Source organism: Ruegeria sp. AF2 (genome assembly GCF_056542025.1).
Genome location: NZ_JBQFZC010000004.1, coordinates 292850 through 310894 on the forward strand (window position 1 = coordinate 292850; position 18045 = coordinate 310894).

The 18045-nt window shown below is 58.0% G+C and carries 22 protein-coding genes; 9 read left to right on the top strand and 13 right to left on the bottom strand.

Going from position 1 to position 18045, the window contains the following annotated elements:
- On the bottom strand, positions 1-471 hold the full coding sequence (gene greA, locus ACR0NM_RS14745; RefSeq protein WP_170395722.1) for a transcription elongation factor GreA: 471 nt from the start codon (positions 469-471) through the stop codon (positions 1-3).
- A 234-nt stretch (positions 472-705) separates the two neighbouring features.
- The gene (locus ACR0NM_RS14750) at positions 706-1086 is read right to left on the bottom strand and encodes a VOC family protein (RefSeq protein WP_170408363.1); all 381 of its coding nucleotides are present in this window, start codon (positions 1084-1086) and stop codon (positions 706-708) included.
- 89 nt (positions 1087-1175) lie between these two features.
- On the opposite strand from ACR0NM_RS14750, the gene soxR reads away from it, so the two are divergent.
- From soxR to ACR0NM_RS14770, 4 genes are all read left to right on the top strand, one after another.
- Positions 1176-1631, top strand: coding sequence for a redox-sensitive transcriptional activator SoxR (gene soxR / locus ACR0NM_RS14755; RefSeq protein ID WP_170395726.1), 456 nt, complete (start codon positions 1176-1178; stop codon positions 1629-1631).
- 136 nt (positions 1632-1767) lie between these two features.
- Positions 1768-3414, top strand: a complete 1647-nt coding sequence (locus ACR0NM_RS14760) for an electron transfer flavoprotein-ubiquinone oxidoreductase (RefSeq protein WP_170395728.1) — start codon at positions 1768-1770, stop codon at positions 3412-3414.
- A gap of 104 nt (positions 3415-3518) precedes the next feature.
- The gene (locus ACR0NM_RS14765) at positions 3519-5231 is read left to right on the top strand and encodes a tetratricopeptide repeat protein (protein WP_170395730.1); all 1713 of its coding nucleotides are present in this window, start codon (positions 3519-3521) and stop codon (positions 5229-5231) included.
- Complete coding sequence (locus ACR0NM_RS14770; RefSeq protein ID WP_480615398.1) at positions 5221-6039, top strand: 4-(cytidine 5'-diphospho)-2-C-methyl-D-erythritol kinase; 819 nt, start codon at positions 5221-5223, stop codon at positions 6037-6039. Before ACR0NM_RS14765 ends, ACR0NM_RS14770 begins: the two co-directional genes overlap by 11 nt.
- Here the strand turns inward: ACR0NM_RS14770 and ACR0NM_RS14775 are convergent.
- Positions 6032-7030, bottom strand: coding sequence for a polyprenyl synthetase family protein (locus ACR0NM_RS14775; protein WP_170566258.1), 999 nt, complete (start codon positions 7028-7030; stop codon positions 6032-6034). The two genes, ACR0NM_RS14770 and ACR0NM_RS14775, sit on opposite strands and share 8 nt — an antisense overlap.
- A 56-nt stretch (positions 7031-7086) precedes the next feature.
- Here ACR0NM_RS14775 and ACR0NM_RS14780 point away from each other — a divergent pair, with 56 nt between their 5' ends.
- The 3 genes from ACR0NM_RS14780 (at position 7087) to ACR0NM_RS14790 (ending at position 8355) form a co-directional block, all read left to right on the top strand.
- Complete coding sequence (locus ACR0NM_RS14780) at positions 7087-7302, top strand: putative signal transducing protein (protein WP_480615400.1); 216 nt, start codon at positions 7087-7089, stop codon at positions 7300-7302.
- Positions 7299-8066 (top strand): tRNA1(Val) (adenine(37)-N6)-methyltransferase, encoded by a 768-nt coding sequence (locus ACR0NM_RS14785; protein WP_480615402.1) that lies wholly within the window; start codon positions 7299-7301, stop codon positions 8064-8066. The genes ACR0NM_RS14780 and ACR0NM_RS14785 overlap by 4 nt, the downstream gene beginning before the upstream one ends.
- A 124-nt stretch (positions 8067-8190) precedes the next feature.
- Entirely contained in the window at positions 8191-8355 is a 165-nt protein-coding gene (locus tag ACR0NM_RS14790) for a YdcH family protein (protein WP_170395738.1), read from the top strand.
- 4 nt (positions 8356-8359) lie between these two features.
- Here ACR0NM_RS14790 and yddG read toward each other — a convergent pair whose 3' ends face one another.
- The 10 genes from yddG to ACR0NM_RS14840 form a co-directional block, all read right to left on the bottom strand.
- Positions 8360-9226 (bottom strand): aromatic amino acid exporter YddG, encoded by an 867-nt coding sequence (gene yddG / locus ACR0NM_RS14795; RefSeq protein ID WP_480571473.1) that lies wholly within the window; start codon positions 9224-9226, stop codon positions 8360-8362.
- The gene (locus ACR0NM_RS14800) at positions 9223-10170 is read right to left on the bottom strand and encodes a transcriptional regulator GcvA (RefSeq protein WP_170513880.1); all 948 of its coding nucleotides are present in this window, start codon (positions 10168-10170) and stop codon (positions 9223-9225) included. The genes yddG and ACR0NM_RS14800 overlap by 4 nt, the downstream gene beginning before the upstream one ends.
- A gap of 303 nt (positions 10171-10473) precedes the next feature.
- Entirely contained in the window at positions 10474-11196 is a 723-nt protein-coding gene (gene phbB / locus ACR0NM_RS14805; RefSeq protein WP_170395744.1) for an acetoacetyl-CoA reductase, read from the bottom strand.
- Between the two features lie 187 nt (positions 11197-11383).
- The gene (locus ACR0NM_RS14810; RefSeq protein WP_480615404.1) at positions 11384-12559 is read right to left on the bottom strand and encodes an acetyl-CoA C-acetyltransferase; all 1176 of its coding nucleotides are present in this window, start codon (positions 12557-12559) and stop codon (positions 11384-11386) included.
- Positions 12560-12753: 194 nt separating this feature from the next.
- Complete coding sequence (locus ACR0NM_RS14815) at positions 12754-13587, bottom strand: EAL domain-containing protein (protein ID WP_170626183.1); 834 nt, start codon at positions 13585-13587, stop codon at positions 12754-12756.
- A 110-nt stretch (positions 13588-13697) separates the two neighbouring features.
- Positions 13698-13886: a hypothetical protein gene (locus tag ACR0NM_RS14820; protein ID WP_170395750.1), complete on the bottom strand. Its 189-nt coding sequence runs from the start codon at positions 13884-13886 to the stop codon at positions 13698-13700.
- A 90-nt stretch (positions 13887-13976) separates the two neighbouring features.
- Positions 13977-14948 (bottom strand): sterol desaturase family protein, encoded by a 972-nt coding sequence (locus tag ACR0NM_RS14825; RefSeq protein ID WP_170597266.1) that lies wholly within the window; start codon positions 14946-14948, stop codon positions 13977-13979.
- Entirely contained in the window at positions 14945-15331 is a 387-nt protein-coding gene (locus tag ACR0NM_RS14830; RefSeq protein WP_480615406.1) for a hypothetical protein, read from the bottom strand. Before ACR0NM_RS14830 ends, ACR0NM_RS14825 begins: the two co-directional genes overlap by 4 nt.
- A 59-nt stretch (positions 15332-15390) precedes the next feature.
- Positions 15391-15720: a hypothetical protein gene (locus ACR0NM_RS14835; RefSeq protein ID WP_170395756.1), complete on the bottom strand. Its 330-nt coding sequence runs from the start codon at positions 15718-15720 to the stop codon at positions 15391-15393.
- 93 nt (positions 15721-15813) lie between these two features.
- Positions 15814-16380, bottom strand: coding sequence for a TlpA disulfide reductase family protein (locus ACR0NM_RS14840; RefSeq protein WP_170395758.1), 567 nt, complete (start codon positions 16378-16380; stop codon positions 15814-15816).
- 21 nt (positions 16381-16401) lie between these two features.
- On the opposite strand from ACR0NM_RS14840, the gene argH reads away from it, so the two are divergent.
- Together argH and ACR0NM_RS14850 are read left to right on the top strand one after the other, a co-directional pair.
- Complete coding sequence (gene argH, locus ACR0NM_RS14845; protein ID WP_480615408.1) at positions 16402-17790, top strand: argininosuccinate lyase; 1389 nt, start codon at positions 16402-16404, stop codon at positions 17788-17790.
- Positions 17790-17972, top strand: a complete 183-nt coding sequence (locus tag ACR0NM_RS14850; RefSeq protein ID WP_170395762.1) for an argininosuccinate lyase — start codon at positions 17790-17792, stop codon at positions 17970-17972. The genes argH and ACR0NM_RS14850 overlap by 1 nt, the downstream gene beginning before the upstream one ends.
- Positions 17973-18045 lie beyond the last annotated feature (73 nt).

The following is an 18045-nucleotide window of genomic DNA, read 5'->3' on the forward strand; positions in this document are numbered from 1 at the left end:
TCAGGCGTATTCGATACTCAGAACTTCATAAGAGCGCACGCCTCCGGGGGTGCGGACCTCGACACTGTCGCCTTCTTCTTTGCCAATCAGGGCGCGGGCGATGGGGGATTTGATGTTCAGAAGGCCCGCTTCGATATTGGCCTCATACTCACCCACGATCTGCCAGGTCTTTTCTTCGTCGGTATCTTCATCCACCAACGTGACCTTCGCGCCGAACTTGATGGCCCCTGACAGTTTGGCCGGATCAATGACATCTGCCAGCGACAGGATGCCTTCAAGCTCTTTGATGCGGCCTTCGATAAAGCCCTGCTTTTCGCGCGCCGAGTGGTATTCGGCGTTTTCTTTCAGGTCGCCCAGTTCGCGGGCTGAGGCAATCGCCTCGATGATCGCCGGGCGCTCGACGGATTTCAGATTCTTCAGCTCTGCCTCGAGCGCGGCATTGCCCGAAGGCGTCATGGGGATCTTTTCCATTGTCTTGTCGTCCACGCAGAAATTGTTACGCCCCGCCGCACAATAGCGTCGGGGCGAAGGATGGTTTGGCAATTACCTGACCCAAATGAGGCGTGAATTGCAAGAGGGGAGGTGTGCGTTGTCAGTAAACTCGCAACTTAGCGCCGCCGTTCCGGGGGGCGGGTGCGCCTGTGGCGCTGTCCCAACAATTCTCCACTTCGCCAACGGCTGGCTTCGTGCCCACGCCACAGCATCTCAATCATACTGAACCACTTCGAATTCGATGCCATTGTCATCTTCGAAATAGAACCGCTTGCCTGGCTCATAGTCTGCGTGGTTGTGCGGTTCAAATCCCGCTTTGCGGACCTTTTCCTCGGTGGCGTCGATATCCTCGACCAGCACACCTACATGGTTCAAGCCGCCCACGAAATCATAGCTGTTTTCGCCTGATGGCTTGGGATCGCCGGGGGCGTAGAGTGCCAGATAGGTATGTGGGCTGCCCACATGCACCGTATAGCCACCGGCAATGGCAGGGCCTTCCCAGCGTGTTTTCCAGTCGAAGACTTTCTGCATCCACGCCGCAGATGCCTTTGGGTCGCGGACCGTGAAATTAGTATGTTCCAGCGTCGCCATCATGGGATTCTCCTTCCAATTTGAGGCTTGTCCCGACTCACTGTAATTTCTAAACCTAACTTTAGGTCAAGAGATTTCTTTGGGAGGATGTAATGGTTGTTTCGGAAGGTCTGGCGATTGGAGCATTGGCCCGGCGCACTGGGTTGGCGGTGTCGGCGATCCGATACTACGAGGCGCAAGGTTTGATATCTCCATGGCGTAACGCGGGTGGGCAGCGGCGTTATCAGCGCGCCGATATCCGACGGCTAAGCTTTGTGATGATCGCGCAGCAATTCGGTCTGACTTTGCCCGAGATCCGCGAGGTATTGTCGGGCTTGCCAGGAAACCGCACACCGACGCCTCAGGACTGGAAGAGTATCAGCGAACGGCTGCGCACGCATCTGGATCAGCGAATCGATACGCTGATGCGACTGCGCGACAATCTGGATGGATGTATTGGTTGCGGCTGCCTCAGCCTGCCGAAATGCAAGCTTTACAACCCCGATGACAGGGCCAAATCCCATGGTAGCGGTCCCAGATACCTTATGGGGGACGCACCCGAAGCCTGAAGTGTCGAATAGCGGCGTTGTTACGCCGTGTTTCGATTGACCAAAGTCTTTATGACCATGTAATCAGCCGTGAAACAATATTGCGCCGACCGCATGAAGAAAGCGCCAATTCGGAAAGTTAGCTAAGGAGCCCGCGATGGCCGAGATTGAACGCGAAGCGATGGAATATGACGTGGTGATCGTGGGTGCTGGCCCTGCGGGCCTGTCTGCGGCCATCCGTCTGAAACAGCTGGATGCCGACCTGAACGTCGTGGTTCTAGAGAAGGGTTCGGAAGTGGGTGCGCATATCCTGTCGGGTGCGGTGCTGGACCCTTGTGGTCTGGATGCTCTGATCCCCGATTGGAAGGAAAAGGGTGCCCCGCTGAACGTGCCTGTGCATGAAGACAATTTCTACATGCTGGGCGAGGCTGGCAAGATCCGCATCCCCAATTTCCCGATGCCGCCGCTGATGAACAACCACGGCAACTACATCGTCTCGATGGGCAATGTCTGCCGCTGGATGGCAGAGCAGGCCGAAGAACTAGGCGTCGAAATCTTCCCCGGCATGGCCTGTTCCGAGCTGGTCTACGGTGAGAACGGTGAAGTCAAAGGCGTTGTAGCCGGTGTATTTGGTCTGGAGCCAGACGGATCCTACGGCCCCAACACCGAGCCGGGCATGGAACTGCATGGCAAATATGTCTTCCTGTCGGAAGGCGTGCGCGGCTCACTGTCCAAGGAAGTCATCGCCAAATACGACCTGTCTGCCGGTAAAGAGCCGCAGAAATACGGCGTCGGCATGAAAGAGATCTGGGAGATCGACCCGGCCAAGCACAAAGAAGGCAGCGTCACGCACACCATGGGCTGGCCGCTGGGCAGCAACGCGGGTGGCGGGTCGTTCATCTATCACCTTGAAAACAATCAGGTCTATGTCGGCTTTGTGGTTCACCTGAACTACAAAAACCCGCACCTGTACCCCTACATGGAATTCCAGCGTTTCAAGCACCACCCGATGGTGGCCGAGCTGCTGAAAGGCGGCAAGCGTGTGGCTTACGGCGCCCGCGCGATCACCGAGGGTGGCTACCAGTCGATGCCGAAACTGGTCGCACCGGGTGTTGCGCTGTTGGGTTGCTCGGCCGGCATGGTCAACGTGCCGCGCATCAAGGGCAACCACAACGCGATGCTGTCAGGCAAGGCCGCGGCCGAGGCCGCCTATGACGCCATCAAGGCCGAGCGTTCGGGTGATGAGCTGACCGCTTATGAGGCCAACGTTCGCGATGGTGCAATCGGCTCGGATCTGAAGAAGGTGCGCAACGTCAAACCGCTGTGGTCGAAATACGGCCTGACCGCCAGCCTGGTACTGGGCGGTATGGACATGTGGACCAACACGCTGGGCTTCTCGCTGCTGGGCACGCTGGGCCACGGCAAGAACGACGCGGAATCGACCGAAGATGCCAGCAAGCATCAACCCATCGACTATCCGAAACCCGATGGCACACTGTCCTTTGACCGCCTGACGAACGTATCGTTTGCGGCCACCAATCACGAGGAAAGCCAGCCTTGCCATCTGAAACTGGCCGACCCGGACATCCCGGTTAAGGTCAACCTGCCCAAATTCGACGAGCCGGCACAGCGTTACTGCCCCGCAGGCGTCTATGAGATGGTCGAGGATGAAGACGGGCCGCGATTCGTGATCAACTTCCAGAACTGTGTTCACTGCAAGACCTGTGACATCAAGGATCCCAGCCAGAACATCACCTGGACTACACCGCAGGGCGGCGACGGGCCGAACTACCCCAATATGTAGGCAAGAACACGGGCGTTGGCAGGGTCGTGAAGGCTCTGCCATTGCCTCTCGCCCAGCAAAGCCCTAGCTTGTCGGTCAGTCAACGACAGCAAGGCAGATTATCAGTGGTTTCCCTGGTTCGACGCGCGGCTCTGGCCGTGATCCTCAGTTCTTCAATCGCGTTTCCTGCGGTATCGGATACCGGATCGGGGTCGTATCTGGCCGGGCGTCAGGCGATTTATGAGAGCGACTATCCCGCTGCCGAGCGTTACTATGCGCAGGCGCTTCGCGCTGATCCCCAAAATCCGAAACTGCTGGAAAACGTGGTCGTCGCCCGGCTCGCTTTGGGTGAGATTGAGCGGGCCCTGACCGTCGCCGAAGTTATCGAGGAAAATGAACTGCCCAGCCAGGCCGCTCGGATGGTGATCGCCGCCAATCTGGTGGCAGATGGCAAGCTGGATGAATTTCTGGCCCGCGATCCTGAAACGCAAGGGGTTGGACCGCTGGTTGATGGCCTGATGATTGCTTGGGCTCATATGGGGCAAGGCGCCATGACCAAAGCGATGGAACAATTTGACGTTGTTACCACGCAGGAAGGTCTGAAAGAATTTGCACTTTATCACAAGGCCATGGCGTTGGCGTCAGTCGGAGACTTTGAGGGGGCCGAGGCGATCCTTGCCGCAGATGATGGCCTGGTCGCCCGTTTTTCACGCCGGGCTGCGCTGGCGCGTGCCGAAGTGCTGTCGCAGCTGGATCGCAACGACGATGCGCTGGAATTTCTGGATAACGTCTTTGCCGCCGGCAGTGATCCGACCATCGAAGGTTACGTCACTCGGCTGTCTGATGGCGAAACGCTGCCCTTTACCCATGTCCGTTCTGCACAGGATGGCATGGCCGAGGTTTTCTTCACCGTTGGCGCTGCGCTGAGTGCGGAGGCCGCGCAGGATTATGTTCTGCTATATGCCCGCGTCGCGGCCTTTCTGCGGCCTGACCATATTGATGCGCTTTTGCTAAGCGCTGAGTTGTTGGATGGGCTGGAACAATATGATCTGGCGGTTGATGTCTATCGGCAGGTGCCTCCGGACAGCAGCGATTATCATGCCGCCGAGCTGGGGCGCGCCGAGGTCCTCAGTCGCTCTGACAGAAAAGAAGCTGCCGCCGAAGTCCTGCAAAACCTTGCCGCTCAAAGCCCCGATTTGCCCGGTGTGCATGTAGCTTTGGCCGACCTGCGGCGCCAGCAAGAGGATTACGCGGCAGCGGTCACCTCTTACGACAAGGCGATTGGCCTGACGGAAGAGGGTGCAGGCGGAAACTGGTTCCTGCATTATGCCCGCGGGATATCGCATGAACGTCTGAAGAACTGGGACGAGGCCGAGGCCGATTTCCGCCGCGCGCTTGAGTTGAACCCGGACCAACCACAGGTGCTGAACTATCTCGGGTATTCGCTGGTCGAGCGGCGCGAGAAATTGGACGAAGCGTTGAATATGATCGAACGCGCAGTCGCAGCGCGCCCTGACAGCGGCTATATCGTTGACAGCTTGGGCTGGGTGTTGTTCCGCCTGGGCCGGTACGACGAAGCAGTCGACCACATGGAGCGCGCCGTTGAACTGATGCCGGTCGATCCGGTGGTAAATGACCATCTGGGCGATGTTTACTGGGCCGTAGGTCGCGGGCGTGAAGCCGAGTTCCAGTGGAAACGAGCACTATCTTTCATTGATCCTGAAGATACCGACGGTGAAGCCGATCCTGAACGCATCCGCCGCAAGATTGAAGTCGGATTGGATGCGGTTCTGGCCGAGGAAGGTGCCGAACCCCTGAAGGTCGCCAATGAAGGCTGAGGCATTTGCCCCCGCCAAGATCAACCTGACCCTGCATGTGACCGGCCAACGCGCGGATGGCTATCATCTGCTTGATTCGTTGGTGGCCTTTGCCGATGTTGGGGATCAGTTGAGCCTCAGTTCCGGCCCCGAGCTGTCTCTGTCGGTCACGGGTGAGTTTTCGGATGGCGTACCGACCGATGATCGCAATCTGGTCTGGCAGGCCGCCGAGGCCGCAGGCTGGACCGGTCGCATTCATCTGAACAAACAACTGCCGCACGGTGGCGGTGTCGGGGGCGGCTCATCGGATGCTGCGGCGGTTTTGCGCACCGTGACGAAGGGGGGAGAGTGGCCCGATAGCGTGCCGCTGTCGCTTGGCGCGGATGTCCCGGTATGCATACATGCTGCTGCAGCGCGTATGCGCGGGATTGGTGAACAGATTGAGCCGATGGCGTTGCCGCCCCTCCCGGCGCTTTTGGTCAATCCGGGTATTGAAGTTCCCACCGGCCCGGTGTTTTCCGCTTTGCACAGCAGAGACAACGCACCGATGCCTGCTGAGATCCCTGCATTCAAAACACCGGAAGACTGCGCCACGTGGTTGAGGGCTCAGCGGAATGATTTAGAGGCACCTGCAATATCTGTAGCGCCGGGCATTGCGGAGGTCATAGCGGCGTTGGAAGACACCCGAGACGCGTTGATGGTTCGTATGTCGGGTTCAGGCTCAACCTGTTTCGCACTTTATCCAACGCTCAAAGCAGCCCATTTTGCCGCCTATGAGATCGGCGCGGCCCAACCCGGCTGGTGGTACCGCGCAACGACGCTCAGTTAAGGCGCGATACGACGTAATCGGCCAGATCGCCTAACAGGGTGCGGATTTCGTGATCCGGAAGAGGCGCCAGCGCAGCCTTGGCCTTGGCCGCCCAGCCAAACGCATCCGCGCGGGTTGCATCCAGCGTGCTGTATTTGGCCATCAGCGACAAAGCGTGATCCAGATCGCCCTCTTCCTGCCGCCCGCGACCGATCGTCCGTTCCCAAAACGAGTGTTCCTCGGCAGTTGCCTGAGCCACGGCTTTGATCACCGGTAGGGTGAGTTTACGTTCACGGAAGTCGTCGCCAACGTTTTTGCCTGTGGCCGCACTATCGCCCTGATAATCCAGAAGATCATCAGCGATCTGGAACGCGATTCCAAGCGCATCGCCATAGTCATACAGCGCCTTGACCTGAGCCTCAGTCGCGCCTGCGATCACACCACCCACTTCGGTTGCAGCAGAAAACAGCGCCGCTGTCTTGCCGCGCACAACCTGCAGGTAGACACTTTCATCCGTGCCCAGATCGGTGGCCGCTGTCATCTGCAGCACCTCGCCTTCGGCGATTGTGGCCGACGCATTTGCAAGGATATCCAGAACCCGCAACGAACCGGTTTCGACCATCAACTGGAAGCTGCGGGAAAACAGGTAATCGCCAACCAGAACACTGGATTTATTGTCCCATAGCAGGTTTGCCGTGGGTCGCCCGCGCCGCTGCCCGCTTTCATCGACGACATCGTCATGCAGCAGGGTTGCGGTATGAATGAACTCGACCGTTGCAGCCAGCTTGACGTGATGGTCGCCTGAATAGCCGAACAGCTGCGCCGCCGCCAGGGTCAGCATCGGGCGCAGACGCTTGCCGCCCGCCTCGACCAGGTGCGCGGTCACTTCGGGAATGCGCGGGGCATGTTCCGACGCCATACGCGTCCGAATCAGCGTATTTACTGCTGCCATTTCGCCCGCAAGCATCTCTGCCAGACGCTCATGCGGTTTCGAGATCGTGCTGACGTTCATCACTCTCCTGATACAAGGCTCGACATCCCTGTCACCTTGCCCTTACATCCATCCCCATGAAAGAACTATTGCGCAGCACCGATCCGACAATCCTAGCCTTTGCAACGGCTCTCCTTGAGGGCGAGGATATAGACTGCTTTCAGATGGACGTAAATATGAGCATCCTAGAAGGCGGCATCGGAATCTTTCCCCGTCGCCTGATGGTGCGGGCAGATGATCTGACCCGCGCCGAACGGGTCATGTGCGATAACGAGATCCCGCTGGGGCGATGAGCAGCTTTTCCGACAGTGATCTGACCTGCAATGATTTTCTGGGCGGGCGTGTGCGTTTGTGGCAGCCGCGCTCAGGATATCGTGCAGGGGTCGATCCGGTCTTACTGGCGGCATCGGTCCCGGCAAAAGCTGGCCAGTCGGTGCTGGAATTGGGCTGCGGGGCAGGGGCTGCTATTCAGTGCCTAATGGCGCGAGTGCCGCACCTGAAGGCAACTGGGGTTGAACTGCAGGCTGGCTATGCAGATCTGGCCCGCCGCAATTCGGAACAAAACGCAGCGATCACCGTGGTTGAGGCGGATTTGAACGCACTACCGAATGATCTGCGACAAGAACAGTTCGATCATGTGATCGCCAATCCGCCCTACTACCGGGCAGGCGCGCACAGCCCTGCCACCGACGCTGGACGGCAGATCGCACTGGGTGAAGACACGCCGCTTGAAGACTGGATCAATGTCGCCGCCCGACGTCTGGCGCCGCGCGGATATCTTCACATGATCCAGAGGGCAGACCGGCTGCCCGATATGCTTGCGGGGTGCGCGGGCCGCTTGGGCTCGATTCAGGTGCTACCTCTGGTCCCCCGTGCGGATCGCGCGTCCGAGCTGGTGATTTTGCGTGCCAGAAAGGGCGGGCGCGCCGCCTTTCGGCTACACGCACCGCTGATTCTGCACCTCGGTGACCGGCACGTAGAAGACGGCGAAAGCTATACCCCAAAGGTTTCGGCGGTGTTGCGCGATCGGGCGGATTTGACCGGGCACTTTGCCTGATCGGCAATGACCAGCCGAATTTGTCGGATTTATTATAGATTTCGTGCGTCTGCAGCGTGACAGGCTGGAAATGATGTGATCAACTTCTTACGTGACACTTACAAACCAGAGAAGGAGGACCGCCATGAGCGTGAGCGCACATCTGACGGAGTTGAAGAAAAAACACGAAATTCTCGGTCTTGAAGTGGAAGAAGCGCAACGCTCACCTGGTATTGACGATCTCCATATCGCACAGCTGAAGAAGCAAAAGCTGAAGCTAAAAGAAGAGATCGAGCGCCTGTCGACCTAAGGTTCTAGGCCTTCAGGCTGGCGCGGGCCGCGATGGCAGCGCCACCGGTGACAAACAAGGCCGCGATCGCCAGACCCCAGGACGGGGCGGCGATCCCGGCCAGAACCAACACAAGCGTCGATAGCAAAGGTGCCGCGTATGAGGCGGTGCCCAGTATTTGAATGTCCCCGCGCTTGACGCCGATATCCCAGACATAGAACGCCAGCCCAACCGGTCCCAGGCCAAGTGCAAAGGTCGAGGCCCAGCTAAATGTGCCTTGCGGCCAGGTCGTTTCTTCCACTGTGAAATGCAAGGCCCATGAGGCGATGGCCGTCAAAATGCAGAACACCGCGACCGAACTTGTCGGCACATCACCCAGCCGTCGCGATAGAACCGAGTAGCTGGACCATGTAAGCGCGCACAGCAAGGCCAGCCCGTAGCCGGGTAGATGCTGGACCTGAAACCCTGCGCTGCCACCACCGGTGATGATGACAGCGGCTCCGGCAAAGCCAAGGCAGGCTCCGATAAGGTGACCAGGTTTCAGATGTTCTCCGGGCAGCAGACCTGACAGAAGAACGATCAGCAAAGGCCAGAGATAAGCGATAAGCCCGGCCTCGGCTGCAGGGGCCATGCGAAGGGCTGAAAAGTACAGCGCGTGGTAGCCAAAAAGGCCAATTGATCCAAGCAGGTATGTCGTCCACGCGACCCGGCGCAGTTGACCCAGCCCGCCGCTGGCGAATGTCCAAATCAGACCCAGCGTACCGCCGATGGTAAAACAGATCGCGTTCAACAACAAAGGCGGCGTCGGGGCCGAACCCACAGTGAACAGCGCCAGCAGAGACCATAGCAAAACGGCGACAAAACCAATCGCGGTCGCGCCCATTCTGCTCATTCACCAGCTACCTTCTCAACAGGGATGATTTCAAACTCATCCGATATATGCGCGGTCTTTTCAATCTCGGATATGAACCAGTCGCGGAACGCTGCGATCTGCGGTCGCTTCTCTGCCCCTTGCAGGCAGAGGAAACGAAATCGCCCGGCGGTCTCCAGTGCCACTTTGAACGGCGCGACCAGTCGCCCTTCGGTCAGGTCTTTCAGGATCATGGCGCGCCGCCCCAGAACCACGCCCACCCCGGCCACGGCAGCGTCGATGGCGTGATCGGCGTTCGAAAAATGCGCCCCATGGGTCGGAGTGAAATCCAATCCCACCGCACGGAACCACGCGGGCCAGTCGCAACGCGGCTTGAGGAAACTGATCGAATCGTCGTGGATCAGGGGGGCGTCGCGCAACGACGCAGGCGTGGGGAATTGTTCGGCCAGCTCCGGGGTCATAACCGGTGTCAGCCACTCCTTGCGGACGGGAACCGAATAGAGCCCCTCATCCGGCCCGTAGCCAAAGCGGATCGCCACGTCCACGTCATCCCGTTCAAGGTCCATGTTGCGCAGAGTGGCCGAGAATTTCAGGTCAATCCCCGGATTTGCACGGGCGAATTCATAAAGGCGCGGTGCCAGCCATTTCGCCGTCAGGGCAGGGCCTGCTGTAACCGTGAGGCTGGTTTCATCCTGCAGCCTCCGCGTCGCTTGCCACGCGGCTTGCAGGGCGGCAAAGCCATCTGCGGTTCCGGGTGCCAATGTGCGCCCGGCTTCGGTCAGTTCGACAGCGCGATTGAGCCGGCGAAACACGGGGTGGCCCAGATGCTCTTCTAACGACTTGATTTGAAAGGACAGGGCAGCCGGGGTCACGTTCAGCTCCTCCGCCGCCTTGGCAAACGACATATGTCGTGCGGCGGCATCGAAGGCGCGCAAAGCAGTCAACGGAGGCAGGCGGTCGGTCATGGCGGTTAAGTTTTTCTTAACTGAAGGATCGAAAACTCTCGTTTGTGTAATTTAAAATCAAAGGCCATGTTGATGGCAAGACAAATCCAACTTGATTGAGAAGGGTTCAGCATGATCGAGATGACAACAAACCCAGCCATTCAGAACGCCATTCACCGCGCGCATGAAGAGCGCGGCAAGGCGGTTGTAGGATTCTGGTCCTGGCTATTCGGTTCCCGCTGATCGCAGCGCGCGTGATCTTACGGGATAAAAGAAGGGCCGGTCCTTGATGGACCGGCCCGTTTTCATTCTCAGATCGCCGGTTCAGACGAAGAACTGTGCTCCGTTTGCGGAAATGGTCGAGCCGTTGATGAACTGCGAATCGTCCGATGCCAGGAAGGCCACGCAACGCGCGATTTCTTCCGGTTCACCCAGACGACCAGCCGGGATTTGACCGATGATCGATTCGCGCACTTTTTCCGGCACGGCCATGACCATTTCGGTCGCGATGTAGCCGGGGCAGATCGCGTTGGCCGTGATACCGGCCCGCGCACCTTCCTGCGCCAGAGATTTCACGATGCCCAGATCGCCCGCTTTGGTTGCGGCATAGTTGACCTGCGCAAACTGGCCTTTCTGACCGTTGATCGAGCTGATCACGATGATACGACCAAATTTACGCTCGCGCATACCCGGCCATACCGGGTGCACGGTGTTGAAAACACCAGTCAGATTGGTGTCGATGACCTGATGCCACTGTTCAGGTGTCATCTTGTGGAACGGTGCGTCGCGGGTGATACCGGCGTTGGCGACCACGATGTCGATCGGGCCAACCTCGGCCTCGACTTTTTCGATGCCCGCTTTGGATTCGTCGTAATCCGCAACATTCCATTTATAAGTTTTGATACCGGTTTCGTCGGTGAACTTTGCGGCGGCTTCGTCATTGCCTGCATAAGTGGCGGCAACATTGTATCCTTCGGCCTTCAGCGCCTTGGAAATTGCTGCGCCGATGCCGCGGGAACCGCCGGTTACGAGTGCTGTACGTGCCATTTAGGACTCCTCCAAATTTAGTCGTCTTGGTAATTCTGTTACTCTGAGAGTTAAGGATGCGCAATATCGTTTCGTGATCGATCTTGTCTTTCTGTCCGGCGATATTGTCGCATCTAAGGGGTATGATCCGATTGTAACAAAAAAGGGCGCCCAGTGGACGCCCTTTTGTATTTAGTTTTCAGCGCACTTAGTCACGCTCCACACACAGGGCGACACCCATGCCGCCGCCGATGCAGAGGGTCGCGAGACCTTTCTTGGCATCCCGGCGCTTCATTTCGAACACCAGGGTGTTCAGAACCCGGCAGCCGGACGCGCCGATTGGGTGTCCGATGGCAATTGCACCACCATTGACGTTTACGATCGACGGATCCCAACCCATGTCTTTGTTTACAGCGCAGGCTTGCGCTGCGAAGGCTTCGTTTGCTTCGACCAGATCCAGATCATCGACCGACCATCCAGCTTTCTCCAGCGCCTTGCGCGAAGCGTAGATCGGGCCAACGCCCATGATCGACGGGTCAAGTCCGGCGGTCGCGTAGGATGCAATTCGGGCCAAGGGCTCAATCCCACGCTTTTCGGCATTCTCAGCCGACATCAGCAGGGTGGCAGCGGCACCGTCATTCAGGCCCGAAGCGTTTGCGGCCGTGACAGAACCGTCCTTGGCGAAGGCGGGGCGCAGTTTGCCCATGGCTTCGATTGTCGCGCCGTGGCGGATGTATTCGTCCTTGTCCATCACGATGTCGCCCTTGCGGGTCTTGATGGTGAAGGGCACGATTTCATCGGCGAACTTGCCAGCGTTCTGGGCCGCTTCGGCTTTGTTTTGCGAGGCGACCGCAAATTCATCCTGCATATCGCGGCTGATCTGCCATTTCTCGGCGACGTTCTCAGCCGTTTGACCCATGTGATAGCCGTTGAAGGCATCCCACAGACCATCGCGGATCATCGTGTCGATGTATTTCATGTCACCCATCTTATGACCGGCGCGCAGGGCGGCGGCATGGGGCGACAGGGTCATGTTTTCTTGTCCACCAGCGGCAACGATGTCGGCATCGCCCAATTGGATATGCTGTGCACCCAGAGCAACAGCACGCAGACCCGAACCGCAGACCTGGTTGATGCCCCAAGCCGCGCTTTCCTGCGGCAGGCCCGCATTTATATGCGCCTGGCGCGCTGGGTTCTGACCTTGGGCGGCAGTCAGGACCTGGCCCATGATGGTTTCGCTTACTTCGCCCTTGTCGATCCCGGCACGTTCGACAACTGCTTCAAGGACGGCAGCGCCCAGATCATGTGCGGGGGTGTTCGCAAACGAACCGCTAAAGCTACCGACGCCCGTACGTGCGGCGGATGCGATTACTACGTTGGTCATAAAGTCAATCCTTTACCGTCATGGTCCTGTGGGAAATCTGACGGCGCGGTTTGAGGAGAAGTCTTCTCCGGGTGCAAGAGCGCCTCGTGATCCCCCGCTCAAGCATCTTCTGCAATAACGCAATGCTGCATCTGCAGCAACGGACAGCTTGTCTCAGAGTGAGCCTTGGCGGTGTTCCGCGCGACCAGCTGCTATCAACTGCCCGTTTTTGCAGCTTTTTCCGAGCTCCAGGGCGGAGTGACTGAAGGCGCCCCATATAGGAAGCCCTGCAGACAATCGACACCGTTTGCGATCAGGAAATGAGCATCTTCGTCACTTTCGACCGATTCGGCAGTGACAAGAATTTCGAATTCCCGCGCAACTGCAATCAGTGCGCGCACCAGCGATTGATTGTCGGGATTGCTGCTGATGCCCCTGATAAACTGCCCATCGATCTTGGCGGCATCGAACAGAAATTCACGAAAGTGGCGAAAGCCAAAGTTACTGGCCCCAAAATCATCCAGCGCAAAGGCGATACCGCGGGCTTGTTGGCGATCCATGAAATCTACCACCAGTTCGGGCACCTGCATCGCCGAAGATTCTGAGATTTCCAGAATCAACCTTTCGCCCAAGCTTGCGTCTTTTTTCAGAAACCTATCCAGCACACGCGACCAGTTGGAATAACCGATGGACCGCGCGGACATGTTGATTGACAGGCGGATGCCAGGGTTGCGGATCAGAGTGCGCAGCCCCATTTCAAGCGCGACGCAATCAAGGTCCCGGCCAATTGGCGTGTTTTCAACCTGTGGCATGAACTCGCGCGCGGGGATGACGCGGCCGGTTTCATCCAATACACGGATGAACCCTTCGTAGAACGCGATGCCCTGAGGAGGATGTGCTTGAACGACAGGCTGGAACGCCAGCCTGCATTGTCTATGCTTCACGGCTTCGGTCGCCATCTGTACCACCGATCGATCCCGTGAAGTGACGGCGGCGCTTAAGGGGTCGTCCGATCCCTCGGGCAGGTCTGCGCGTTTCCTGTTTCCCATGACGTACCGTTCCCCTGATCCCGATGATTTTGGCCGGGGCCAGTTTCAGGGAAGACAGGTAAAACCGGGGTTAACGCTCAAAATTTTATCGCAGGTGGCGGGGCGGAAGATCAGTGTGTTGATTGCCAAGCATGACGCAGCGAAGCAGCCGCACCGATAAGCGCTCCTAAAAGTCCCAGCGCGGCCATGACAAATCCCAGCCCCAATAGCGCGGGCATTGCTCCGTTGAGTGCGGCGGTCATTGTGATGACGAGGCCCAGCAAACCTGTGATCGTAGAAATTCTCATCAGCTTTGACATGCGGACCTCCGGAAATGCACTCTTAAAACATCTCAGGGGATATGGAGCGCTTGTGCCAAATTTCAAGCAAAGAAAAGGTCTTTTTGAGACCTAGGCCCGCTTGGCTGTGGAAGCAGGTGATTTGGTGCCGAACTGTTCGAATCCCGGTGTGCCGTGATCTTGCGGATGGCGGACAAGGTGCTTGGCCTTGATCTGTTGGGAATTGTCGCGGCTGCCATCGTGGCTATAGCCCGGAGGGGCAAAACAATAAGCCAGACGTTGGCGCAAGGTCAGGCCCGGTTGGGTGGCGTCCCGCCAGATTCCAACCCATTCATGAAACGCCACGCGCAGCGGATTGAACGTGCCGATATTGTGGACAAGCCCATAGTCGACCTTGTCATCTTCTTGCTCGGGGACAAATGTGCCGAACATCTTGTCCCAGATGATAAAGACACCCGCATAGTTGCAATCAAGATATCGCGCATTTCGCCCATGATGGGCGCGGTGGTGACTGGGCGTATTCATGACGGCTTCGAACCAGCGCGGCATTTTGCCGATCGCTTCGGTATGGATCCAGAATTGGTAGATCAGGTTCAGACCTCCGACGAACAGCACCATCGCCGGGTGAAAGCCTAGTAAGATTAGCGGCGCACGTACCACCATCATGAAGGTGAATGTATAGGTCCAGGTCTGCCGCAGCGCCGTTGTGAGGTTGTAATGCTGTGAGCTGTGGTGGTTCACATGACTGGCCCAGACCCAGCGAATGCGGTGCCCAAAGCGGTGCACCCAGTAATACCGCAGATCGTCCAGTACAAAGCACAAGATGATGACCGGGATCGAGGTCCCTAGGTTGAGCGGTGTGATCTGCCACAGCCACATGAAAAACGCATATGCGATGAAGCCCAGCAAAAAGCCCGAGGCGATATTGCCTGCCCCCATGATTAGCGAGGTCAAGGCATCGCGGGTTTCGTACCTACCGCCCCGGCCTTTGATCGCGATCCAAAGGAATTCGGCCAGAATGGCCGCGATGAAGAAGGGCACGGCCCATTGCACCGCGTCGGGAAAACTCACTTGATCAGTCATGCAGGATCCATCAGATTTTGCCAGTGCTGGCGTTCGGTCTCATCAAGGTGGACGATGACCCGAGGAGTGCTGAAATCGTGGAACAGGACTTTAAAGCCTTCGGGATGATCCAGCCAATCGAAATCTCGCAAATGGCGGGCCACGGTATCGGCACCAAAGGACCACAGCAGACCGGCTCCGGTTTCGGTTCGGATAAGGGCGGCGTGACCATCATGGGCAACGGTCACGTCAATGATGGAATCATCTGGAAAGTGACGCAGCCACTGTTCGTGCGCTGTCTCGGGCGTCAGCACTTGCAAGCGTGACTTGCCCGTCAGATGCAGCAGCAAGGCGACCCCGGCAATGCCGCCGACGACGAGGATCAATAGTATTTCCAGCGGCATTCCATCCTCCTGCAGATAACCTGCAAGCGGGCGATTTGTCTGTCAAAGGTGGCGTGGCGTCAGCCGCTTTCCAGGCTTTCCAGAATCTCATGCTGGACGATGCGTGCGACAAACGGCATTAACCCGTCAGGGCCAGAGGCCCGATCTTTGAGATGGATGCAGATATCGGGCCTGCGCGCGGCGATGATGCCAACCATTTCTCCGCGTATCTTGTCATCAAGACCCGCGCCCATGATCGCACAGGCGATGCGCGGTTCCGCGTCCAGCTGCCGCCGCACCTCATCCTGATCATGCGCGCCCAGCCACTGAATCGGCAGGTGATCCAGTTGTTGTGCCACGTTGCCGATTACATTCGGCAACCGCCCAATCAACAGAACTACCGGTTTCATCGGAGTCTCCCTTTCTTCCGGTCGCAAACGAAAACCGGCCCGTTGGGGCCGGTCTCATTCTAACACAGATTTTCTGCAAGAGCGCGCGGGACCTCAGCTATTGCCTTCGACAAGCGCTGAAATTATCGCCTTGGCACTGTCCGAGTTCCATTCTGCATCACCGATCAGGCGTGCGATCTCATTGCCATCGGGGTCGATGATCACAGTGATCGGCAGGCCAATCACTCCCATTTCGCGTGCAACCGCCTGTTTCGGATCCTGATGACGCGGCAAGTTGTCGATGCCGTTTTCGTCAAAGAACTTCTTGATCCCGGCAGGTGTGTTGCGACCGGTCGCCAGGGTCAGAACCTCGAATTTGTCACCGCCAAACTCCTGTTGCAGTTCAGCGATCTGAGGCATTTCTTTGCGGCACGGCGCACACCATGTGGCCCAGAAGTTCAGCAGCACATACTTGCCTTTGTAGTCGGCCAGCGATCCGGTGCCGCCATCATCTTCTAGTTCAAAATCGACCACTTTGACCGGCTTGGGCTCACTATGCAGGATCAGCCGCTTCAGGCTGCCCTCACGCAATGGGCCAAGCGTTGCCGCATCTGTTGCCAAAGCGGCGTTTGCACCCAGCGCTAGGGCCATATAAAGGGGGATCAGACGTAACAGGCGCATATCAACTCCGGGTTTTCTTTCATGACCGATCAATCTTCGAACCAGATGTGGGGCGGCCGCTTTGCCGCTGGTCCAGACGCGATCATGGAGGCGATAAATGCCTCGATCGGGTTCGATCAGCGGATGGCAGCCCAGGACATCGCAGGCTCGCGCGCCCATGCCGCCATGTTGGCTGCCACAGGCGTTATTAGTGATAGTGATGCGCACGCCATTCGGGAAGGCCTGCTCACCGTTTTGTCAGAAATTCAGAACGGAGAATTTCAGTTCTCGACTGCGCTGGAAGACATTCACATGAATGTCGAGGCGCGCCTGAAAGAGGTGATCGGAGAACCCGCAGGCCGTCTGCACACGGGCCGGTCGCGAAACGACCAGGTGGCGACCGATTTCAAACTCTGGGTTCGCGACCAGCTAGATGCCGCAGAATCCGGTCTTCTGGCCCTGATCCGGGCGCTTTTGGCGCAGGCCGAGGCCGGGGCAGACTGGGTCATGCCCGGTTTCACCCACCTGCAAACCGCGCAGCCGGTAACCTGGGGTCACCACATGATGGCCTATGTCGAGATGTTTGGCCGCGATCTGTCCCGCGTGCGCGACGCCCGTGCCCGGATGAACGAATCCCCCTTGGGCGCAGCCGCGTTGGCCGGGACCTCTTTCCCAATCGACCGCCAGATGACAGCTGAGGCGCTGGGCTTCGACCGCCCCGCAGCCAACTCATTGGACGCTGTCAGCGACCGCGACTTCGCGTTGGAGTTCCTGTCGACCGCCTCGATTTGCGCCATGCACTTGTCGCGCTTTGCCGAGGAATTGGTAATCTGGTCCTCGGCCCAATTCCGGTTTGTATCACTGTCTGATCGCTTCTCGACTGGTTCATCAATCATGCCGCAAAAGAAGAACCCCGATGCAGCTGAGCTCATCCGTGCCAAGGTTGGCCGCATATTTGGTGCGAATACTGGCCTGATGATGGTGATGAAGGGGCTGCCGCTGACCTATTCCAAGGACATGCAGGAAGACAAAGAACAGGTATTTGATGCGGCAGATAACTGGATGCTGGCACTTGCCGCGATGGAAGGCATGGTCAAGGACATGACCGCCAATCGCGAAAGCCTGGCTGCCGCTGCCGGGTCTGGCTTTTCAACTGCGACCGACCTGGCCGACTGGTTGGTCCGCGTGCTGGGCCTGCCCTTCCGCGACGCGCACCATGTCACTGGATCGCTGGTGGCCATGGCTGAAAGCAAGGGCTGCGACCTACCGGATCTGACGCTGGAGGACATGCAATCGGTCCACGCGGACATCACCGACGACGTCTATTCTGTTCTTACCGTCGAAAATTCGGTAAACTCTCGCCAATCCTATGGCGGCACCGCACCGGATCAGGTGCGGGCCCAGATTAAGCGATGGAAGGCGCTGGTGTAATGCAGATACGACGGGTGGTGCTATTGATTGCGGTCGCAGCGGCCTTGGCCGGGTGTGGTGCCGATGGCGAACCCATACAGCCCACCATGAGCGCAAGCGTCGGCGTAGGCAGCAGCGGCACCTATGGCGGTGTTGGCGTTGGTCTCAGACGCGGTGGGCTGGGCGTTTATCTGGGGCTCTGAACTCCAAAATTGCAATTTGCTGATCGCACACCCATCTGCATCTGACACGTCCTGAATGACAAAGAGAAAATGC